We start from the raw sequence: 9,067 nt of genomic DNA, 5'->3' as shown, positions 1-9,067 counted from the left end.
CACTTACCCACAGCTCTGTCCAGTAATTCTGTGAGTAACGCCTTTTACTAATAGCTACAGGCGCCGCATATTGAGTAGCGGCATGTTCCGACGGACTGTCCCCAACTTATCCCCATCGAGCTTTGCAATAATCACAGCTTCTCCCTCGCCGGCTTCTATGAGCACATCTCCCCAGGGATCAATAATCACAGAATGTCCCCAGGTCCTGCGTTTTTCTGAATGCTGTCCTCCCTGGTTTGCTGCTATTACGAAGCAGCCATTTTCAATGGCGCGTGCCTGTAGCAGTGTTTTCCAGTGCGCCTGGCCTGTCGTATGGGTAAATGCGGCAGGTACCAGTAGAACTTCTGCACCTTGCGTTGCCAGCGCTCTAAAAAGTTCGGGAAAGCGAAGGTCGAAGCAGATACTGAGCCCGAGCTTCGCCCATGGAGTATCGACGGTACTGGTATGGGTGCCGGGCTCGATAGAATTCGATTCTCGATAGCGTCCGGCCGCGTCGGCGACGTCTACGTCAAACAAATGGATCTTGTCGTAGCGGGTACTAAGCTGTCCGGCGTCGTCGTAAACGAGACAGGCTGAGCGTGTGCGCTTGCCTTCGACCGGCGTGCCATCAGATCGCTCTAGCAGGGGGATCGCGCCCGCGACCAGCCAGATACCAAGTTCTTTTGACCAGCGACGAAGCGCCGCCTGAATTGGCTGTCGCACGTCATCAGGGATGCCATCATCTGCGAAATGTTCGGCCACTGCGTAGCTGCCCCGATCGGACAGGTGTGCGAAATTTTCCGGGAGCAACACCAGCCTTGCGCCTCGTTGTGCCGCTGTTACCAACAGCGCACGGGCTCTGTCGAGGTTATCAGCGACGCTATCACCGCTAACCATCTGTACCGCCCCTACGTGGACATCCTTCACGGAACACTCCTTAGCTTCTATTGCAGTGAAACCTTGACGAGATCGCTCTCTGCCAACAAAGATCGGACAAACAGTGCCCGCTCACCATCTTCACTAAGATCAAAGTTTAGTCGGAACCGGTTCTTGGCCAATGGCACCTGTTCCTTGATGCCACTGTCCAAATTAATCCGCTGCATGACCGCCATATTCCCCTCATGCGCGGTGAAATACATCCAGCTGTTACGGATCTGCCAGCGATTAGGCGACACAGACGGTAATTCGGTAAGGAGCGACGGATCGTGCCCGGGTTTCACCAGCCAGACCTTATTGCTTCCATCGATGCGTAAAAAGCGGTTGTCGTTGAGTGCGATATTAGCCAGGTACCCTGGCATCAACGAAGAGGTCGCTTTGGAAATCAGGTCGTAGTGGTAGAGCTTTACCGATCCCTTTTCTTTTTTCGAAAACTGCAGACCACTGCCATCCGCTAGCCAGAAGGGGAATCCCACCAGCTCTGCACCGCTGGAGATAAACTCGATCACCGGTTCCTGCAGGCTCATCACGAACACCCGATCATCGGATAAACCGGCCATGTGGCTGCCAGAAGAATTCAGCGTAAGCGCGCCAACCCTGGCGTTTACAGGAAAATGAAAGATCTCGACGGGTTTGCCGTGATGGCCTCTGTACATGAGGACAAGTGCAGATCCGGTCTTTTCAATAAAGTAGAGACCACGCTGATCCCGGCTGAAGATCGGAAAATCTTCCGCTCCGGGCAGGTCCAGGTTTTGTGCGGCCATCAGTGGGCGCTTGAGGAAGGGATTCGGCTGTTCCAGTAAGTCGAGGAAGTTGCCATTATGCTTGCGCATATACAGGCAGCGGGCACCGCACTTGTGGAAAACATCATTGATACCGTCCGCGGGCAGTTTTCCAACGGACAATGTATTGGAATTGAGATCAAAAAACTGTATCCCGCCGAGGAAGTTACTTAACGTGATCTCATCCCCGGATTGCGACCATACCAGTCGATCCGCCGGTGCCATAAGTACTCTTGTGTGCAGCAGCCCGCCGGTCGTCTTGTCCAGAACAAGAAGTTCCTGTTTTCCCGGCTCCACATCCCTCAGCACCGCGAGCATGCTTCCATCGAAAGATTCGCGGGCAAAAATATCACCAACCCCATGCACATTGGGCGCAGTGATTGCCGTGGTTTCTCCGTTATCCAGATTGACCTTGGTAATGCCGGCGGGTGTTCCCGGCCGCGGACCATCTTTGAGGTATACCGCCCGCTCATCTTGTGACCACGCTAGCAGATAGCGCCGAGTAATCTGGTCGATTAAAAGGGGCTGTTCTTCAACTATCCCCTGCTGCGAATCGAACTTGGCGAGAAAATGCTCCAGCTTGTTATTAACGCTGCGGGAATAAACGATCTCCTGTCCATCCGGTGACCAGAGGGCACTGGCATAATCCGCCGGCTCCCAGGTTAAGCGCTGAACCTGCGAAGTATTCAGGTTCTTGACATACAGCTGTAAGAAATCGTCTTTATTGGAGCGGTGAGAGAAAATCAGCCGGTTACCTGCGGGACTGTAGTCAGGGCTAACCTCCGAGCCGGTCATTCGGGTAAGCAAGTCTATCGTAGCAGGAGCCTGCTCCTGAACAGCGAATGGCAAGAGCCCAGCGATGAGTGCGGCGCAGGCAGTCACACCGACGATTGCCAGGAGAAGTTTTTTGCGATGCCGGAAGGTGGCTGAATTGTGCTGGCCATCGTCTGGGGAATACGGGGTGACCGGCGCGATCAATGTATAGCCCTTCAATGGCTCGGTGCGAATATAGTTTGCACTTCGTGCATCGTCCCCAAACGCATCGCGTAACTTGCGAATCATCGCACGCAGTGCGTCATCTCCCACCACACGATCTGACCAGATATGTTTACTGATCTGTTCCCTGGTGATTGTTTCCCCGGGGCTTTCAATAAATAGCTTTAACAGCGCGTTAACCTGGGGTTCCAGCCGCTTTTCGCCGTCCCCTTGCAGCAGGCGCCCGCGATCACTGTCGTATAAATATTCGCCTACCTGATGGCTGCCCGTCACAATACTCAAAGCTCCAAATGCTTTTAAATCAATCGGTTACGGTTTGTGAACAAGTGTGACCAAGGTGCCGATGTGTCGGTCACACACCATCACAAAGCTTCCTTTGTCATCACGCCTCACCCCTGGATATTAATTCCTCATTAAAACACAGCCGATGTATCCGGTGCCGACTGGAGCGCGCTGGATCGATGGAAGCAGAGGAAAAACATATGCAAAAAATAACCAGCTTAGTGATGGTTCTGCTGTCGCTTATTACTTTTAACCTTGGGGCGGCGGAGGTGTCGAGTACCAGTGACCGAACTTATGCCGAGCTTGCCGGGGAAATTGAGCAAATTTTAAAACGCACTCGTACACCAGGTGCCGCGGTAGCCGTGTTTGAGCCAGATGGTTCCGTGTGGCGCTATACGACGGGCTTCAAGAATATTGAGCATCGGGAAATGGTCGACCGACATACCGTATTTCGGGTCGGTTCGGTGTCCAAGATGCTGGTGGGGCTCGCGGTCATGAAGCTGGTTTCAGAGAAAAAGCTGTCCCTGGGCGACCGCGTCGCCGATCTGGCTCCGGAGGTAGCCTTTGAAAACCCCTGGAAAGACCAGTATCCAATACGGCTGGTACATCTCCTGAACCATACAACCGGCTGGGACGCTCCGCACCCGCCCGAGCTTGTCAGCCAGAATAAGGAGCCACTGACTATTACCGAAACGCTGGCACTACACCCGCATTCGCGAACATCGCGCTGGGTGCCGGGGAGCCGGTCCGCTTACAACAACTCGGGACCGCTGGTGGCCGCTTATATCGTCGAGAAAATCACCGGAGAGCGTTATGAGGACTATATCGAGAGCCGGTTCTTCCAGCCTCTGGCGATGGAGGACAGCGGTTACTATTTCGATGATCATTTTCGTTCCAACGCGGCCACCCTGTACCGCGGGGGGCAGGCCTTGCCCTACTGGCACTTGCCGAACCGTGCCGCCGGCGGAATGCACAGTAGTCTCGATGATATGGTCAGGCTTGTACGCTTTATGCAGCACCCGCAGAAGGCTGTAGAAACTAAGGTGCTGGATAGCGACAGCATCCGTGCGATGCAGCAACCCGTTGGTTCACACGCAGCCGCCGCGGGAATGGAAATAGGCTGGGGAACCGGGCTGACTTCGTTTCACCACAAGGGGCTGATCTATTATGGCCATGAAGGCGCGCTACCTGGCGTGCGCGCACTAGTCGCTTACACGCCGCAGGGCGAGCAGGGACATGTGGTTCTCACGAATGGTGAAAGTCCCGCTGCAAACCAGATCCACAAAGTACTGGCCGAATACGAAGCAACAAAACAGATTAGCGACAAAGCAAATCCTGCGCGATCAACGGGAAAGCCGGATGCTGGCTTGGGCGGTTTCTATCAGCTGGTGAGTCCGAATGCAGAGAGGTGGCGCATTGCCCACAAACTGATCCCGTGGAAAATTGACGCTACAGAGGGTGGAATCAGGGTCACACCGTTGATCGGAGGGAAGCCCCGAATACTTTCCGCGACAACGAACGGAAAGTATCTACAGGAGGATACCGGTCGTGTCGCCTTGGTTGCGGCAGAAGATCCCCTGCTGGGGAGTGTTCTCCATTACGGTCCCATGACATTAAAGAAAACGGGAACCTTTACCGCGTTGCTTCCACTGTTGCTGGTCACAACCTGGCTGGTGACGACCATCCTCGGTCTGTTGTTTCTTCTGATCTGGCTGCCGAGCAAGCTATTAGGCCGCAACATGGCAGTCGCCGATGTTCGCTTGCGTATTTGGTCGGTATTACCGGTTTCAGGAATCTTCCTTGCCGTTACAGGCGCAGTCATGGTCTCGCGTGGCCCGCAACCTTTCGCGCTTGCTGCGACCAAGACAATACCGTCACTAATGGTTTTTATTGGCCCGATCGTATTTCTACTCACTGCGTTTTGGGCGCTGCGGATTGGTTATCTGAATCGTCAACAAGCGACAGGGGGCTTCTGGCGAAACCATGCAATATTGTTGATGGGGTTAAATGCCGCGCTAGCCTGCTTCCTCACAGGATATGGAATCGTCGGCCTCCGTTTATGGGCCTGAGAATCGGGTAATCTGCGGCGCCGCATGCCAGGTCTCGGGATAGTTACATTCGATTACTTTTTACCGGTACCCACCTGGTAAACAAATTTCAACCAGTAGTAATCACCTTCAGTGGTGTTTCTGGTGTCCAGCTGTGGCAACCAGCGAAACTCCACCACGATATTGTCTTTACCCATGGGCAGCATATAACCGATCGCCGGACCGATACCGCCACTTCTCTGACGGAAGGGGCCCACAAACCTGTCCTGATTCTGATCATCGCTGATTTGATTACCGTAGAAACCGTTGACACCCAGGGTTACAAAGCCACTACCGGCCTTGATCATCTGTTGGAGGCTGGCGTCGAAATGCAGTAGGCGGCCGCTGCGATAGTCGGTGTCGGGATTCTGCTGGTTTAAGGTCACGCCGGCAAACATGGTGGCATTAAAGCCTGATTCCAGGTTGGTGTAGGCAATCCCGAAGGTAGGATCTGCCGACCAGTAATTCAGCCCGGGGTTGGCAAGTCGTCCCTCTTCATAATCCCCGGTGGGCGCGTGTATCGGGAGAAAAGCATTGTACTGCCAGTTGCCATCCACCCAGCCGAGCATTGCCGGGATAATAGTGGTGTCACCCAAACCGGATTCGGAGGACGTACGACGGATAGCCCCCAGCTGGCTTTCCACTCGTCCGGTCACCTTCACATCAACCCACGAAAGGTAGGCCCCCATGGTGTACTTGGCACCAAGCACTGGCTTTTCGAACGTATATAGAGCACCGGGAACCACACTATTGATGCGTACGTCGATACCCGCCGTGATCAGGTCTGCAATGGGCACGCGTACATTGGCGCTGAGATCACCGCTGTAATTGAGATACATGGGTTCAAACACCCAACCGGTCTGAACCGGCGCGCGGTCGATCAGTGTCGCCGCAGTTCCTGGCACGTAGTAGCCGATACCACCTTCAGTTGCACGGGCAGCACTTGTGCACAAGCCGAAAAGGCCTGTGCATATAGTTGCCAATAACAGGGCTAATGAAAACTTGTTATGAGATCGGACAATAGAAAAGTTGGCGAGCACGATAGCTACTCCCTCACTTCGGGTTTGTTACTTCCTGTATACCGTTTGCAAGTGTAGTTGCTATCCCAATTTCCACTCGGGCTACCGCCCGGGGCGGCGGACCCTACTATAGGGCAGATGTGCGTCATCGCCGGGGTGTATTTATGGATCTCAAGCTCAAGGGCAAGCTGGCTTTTGTCAGTGGTTCTACCAAGGGTATAGGAAGGTCTATTGCGGAAAGCCTGATACGCGAGGGCGCCAGGGTCATTATCAATGGGCGCTCGGATACCAATCTGGTGGCCGCGGAGCTAACGACACTCGGCGATGTGATCGCGATCGACGGGGATCTGTCCGAGGCGCAGGATACTGCGCGAATCTGCGCTGAGATCGAATCCCACGGTCAGCTGGACGTGCTGGTCAATAATATGGGGATATTCAATCCCCGTCCCTTTTCTGAAATCACCGATGAAGAGTGGCGTCAGTTCCTCGACATCAACGTACTGAGCACGGTGCGACTGTGCAGACACTTCTTCCCCAAAATGCTCGAACAGGACTTTGGACGCGTCATCAATATTGCCAGCGAAGCCGGGATGCGCGGACTCGAGAGCATGGTGCATTACTCGGTGACCAAAGGTGCGCAGATAGTCCTGGGGCGAGGTCTCGCCAACCTGACGAAGGGCAGCGGTCGCGATATCACGGTGAATTCCGTATTGCCGGGGCCCACCATGACCGAGGGCGTCAGTAGCTGGCTGAAGGAGAGCGCGCAGGTACAGGGAAAGTCGGAAGAGGAATTTGTCAGCGAGTTCTTTCGCGAGACAGAGCCCGATTCCCTGTTACAGCGCTTTATCAAGCCGGAGGAGATTGCCTGTGTGGTGGCATTCCTGGCATCCCCCTGCAGTTCGGCAATCAACGGTGCGAGCATCAAGGCGGAAGGCGGTCTGATCAAGAGTATCGTTTGATGTCGGTGTTGTGGCAGAAACTGCTGTCAGTGGATTCTGCAGAATAATCGCCTGGGGGGCACACGGTTGAACCGCAAGACCCGGCATTTTATCGACTAACCGGACGGTATGGATTCCCGCTCCGATGGGGCGTGGTAGAGTTGTGCGCAAAGACCAACGACCACCGTTTAGCCTCTGGAGAGTCTTCCCATGTCCGGTATTTCACTGGCGCATCCTGCGCGGCTACTTTCATTACTTGCCCTGCTCGCCGCACTGGTTACGCAAAACGCATTGGCTGCTTCCGCCGCCGAACAGCTGCAACGTGTGATCGACGATCACTGGCAGTACAGCTTGCTGGAAGATCCCATCAGCGCTGGCCGAATGGGGGAGAAAGGTTATAACGATCGCCTGCCCGGCGTGTCGGAAAAAGACCGCGCTCGTCGCCTGCGGGCAGAGCAACAATTCGTGGCCCGCCTCGCCGAGATCGACAGTGCCACGCTAAGCGATTCCGAGCGGGTCAACAAGGACCTGCTCAGCTGGGTGCTGAAGAATTCCATCGAGTCCAATGAACAGTATCTTGATCGCATACCGGTCAATACGTTCTACAGTTTCTGGAGTGCCGCACTGGACGCCAGTAGCGGACTGAATATGCCGAAGGCGTCAGACTACGAGGATTACATCAAACGTATCCAGGATTTCGGTCGCTACTTCGATGAAAACGTCGCAAACATGCGCGCCGGAATTGATGACGGGTTTGTACTTCCGAGAATCGTGGTGAAAGGCATTGCACCCACCGTGCGCGCACAGGTCTACGACGACCCGAAAAAAAGCAGCCTGTACGAACCGTTTGAAAACCTCCCGGACAGCTTTTCTGATGCGGAGAAAAAGCGTCTCCAGATCGCGGGAGCCAACGCCATTAAAAAGTACGCGATTCCCGCATTTGATCGCGTGGCGACCTTCCTTGAAGGTGACTACATGAACGCGGCGAGTGAATCCCTGGCTGCGGAAGATCTGGCCGGTGGCAAGGACTACTATCGCCATGCGATCCGCACCTACGTCACCCTTGATATGGATCCTGCGGAGATCCACAAGATCGGGCTCGACGAAGTAAAGCGTATCCGTTCGGAAATGAACGCACTGATTGAGGAATCCGGATTTGATGGCAGCTTCGAGGAATTCACCGAGTTCCTGCGTACCGACCCTCAGTTCTACGCCAAGACTCCGAAGGATCTTCTGAAAGAAGCCTCCTATATCGCCAAACGCATCGACTATCGCCTGCCGGAGTTCTTCGGCAAGCTGCCGCGCCTGCCCTATGGGGTGGTGCCGGTACCGGACGAAATCGCCCCCAACTACACCACTGCTTCCTACAATCCCGCCGCCATCGGCGGTACCCGCGGCGGCGCCTACTGGGTGAATACCTACGCCCTGGACCAGCGTCCGCTGTATGAACTGGTTGCACTTACCCTGCACGAGGCCGTTCCCGGCCACCACCTGCAGGGGGCGCTGTCACTGGAGCTGGAAAACGTACCTATGTTCCGTAAGAACCTGTATCTCAGCGCATTTGGTGAGGGCTGGGCCCTGTATACCGAGCGTCTCGGGGTGGAAATGGGGGTATATGAAAACGCCTACCAGCAGTTTGGCCGCCTGAGCTATGAAATGTGGCGTGCCGCGCGTCTAGTCATCGATACGGGTATTCATTCCCAGGGTTGGAGCCGTCAACAGGCACTGGATTTCCTCGCCGGCAATACCTCGCTGTCACAGGCAAACGTGCGCGCCGAAGTGGATCGCTATATCTCCTGGCCGGGACAGGCACTGTCTTACAAAATGGGTGAGATCAAGATTCGCGAACTGCGTGCAAAGGCGGAAAAAGAGTTGGGCGACCGCTTCGACCTGCGTGCCTTCCACGATGCGGTACTCGCCAATGGCGCGCTGCCGATGGAAATGCTGGAAGCGCAAATGGATCGATTTATCGTAGAAAACAAAAACTGATTATTTGCGGCCCCGGTAAACTAACCGGGGCCGGTCGCCCGTATCCCTGCCCGTATCCC

6 protein-coding genes are annotated in these 9,067 nt (G+C 54.9%); 3 read left to right on the top strand and 3 right to left on the bottom strand.

Going from position 1 to position 9,067, the window contains the following annotated elements; genetic code table 11:
- Positions 1–54: 54 nt before the first annotated feature.
- Complete coding sequence (locus B4U49_RS02755) at positions 55–906, bottom strand: carbon-nitrogen hydrolase family protein (protein WP_078083050.1); 852 nt, start codon at positions 904–906, stop codon at positions 55–57.
- A gap of 17 nt (positions 907–923) precedes the next feature.
- Complete coding sequence (locus tag B4U49_RS02750; protein WP_158078537.1) at positions 924–2,966, bottom strand: winged helix-turn-helix domain-containing protein; 2,043 nt, start codon at positions 2,964–2,966, stop codon at positions 924–926.
- Between the two features lie 209 nt (positions 2,967–3,175).
- Between B4U49_RS02750 and B4U49_RS02745 the strand changes: the two genes are divergently transcribed.
- Positions 3,176–5,044, top strand: a complete 1,869-nt coding sequence (locus B4U49_RS02745; RefSeq protein WP_158078536.1) for a serine hydrolase domain-containing protein — start codon at positions 3,176–3,178, stop codon at positions 5,042–5,044.
- 53 nt (positions 5,045–5,097) lie between these two features.
- On the opposite strand, the gene B4U49_RS02740 is transcribed toward B4U49_RS02745, so the two are convergent.
- Positions 5,098–6,015, bottom strand: a complete 918-nt coding sequence (locus B4U49_RS02740) for a SphA family protein (protein WP_078083047.1) — start codon at positions 6,013–6,015, stop codon at positions 5,098–5,100.
- Positions 6,016–6,245: 230 nt separating this feature from the next.
- Here B4U49_RS02740 and B4U49_RS02735 point away from each other — a divergent pair, with 230 nt between their 5' ends.
- Together B4U49_RS02735 and B4U49_RS02730 are read left to right on the top strand one after the other, a co-directional pair.
- The gene (locus tag B4U49_RS02735) at positions 6,246–7,040 is read left to right on the top strand and encodes an SDR family NAD(P)-dependent oxidoreductase (RefSeq protein WP_078083046.1); all 795 of its coding nucleotides are present in this window, start codon (positions 6,246–6,248) and stop codon (positions 7,038–7,040) included.
- A gap of 189 nt (positions 7,041–7,229) precedes the next feature.
- Entirely contained in the window at positions 7,230–9,008 is a 1,779-nt protein-coding gene (locus tag B4U49_RS02730) for a DUF885 domain-containing protein (RefSeq protein ID WP_078083045.1), read from the top strand.
- The last annotated feature ends 59 nt before the right edge of the window (positions 9,009–9,067 follow it).

The organism is Microbulbifer mangrovi, from assembly GCF_002009015.1.
GTDB classification, from domain to species: domain Bacteria; phylum Pseudomonadota; class Gammaproteobacteria; order Pseudomonadales; family Cellvibrionaceae; genus Microbulbifer; species Microbulbifer mangrovi.
The sequence above is the reverse complement of the archived record's forward strand: the minus strand, read 5'-3'. Positions and strand labels throughout refer to the sequence as shown.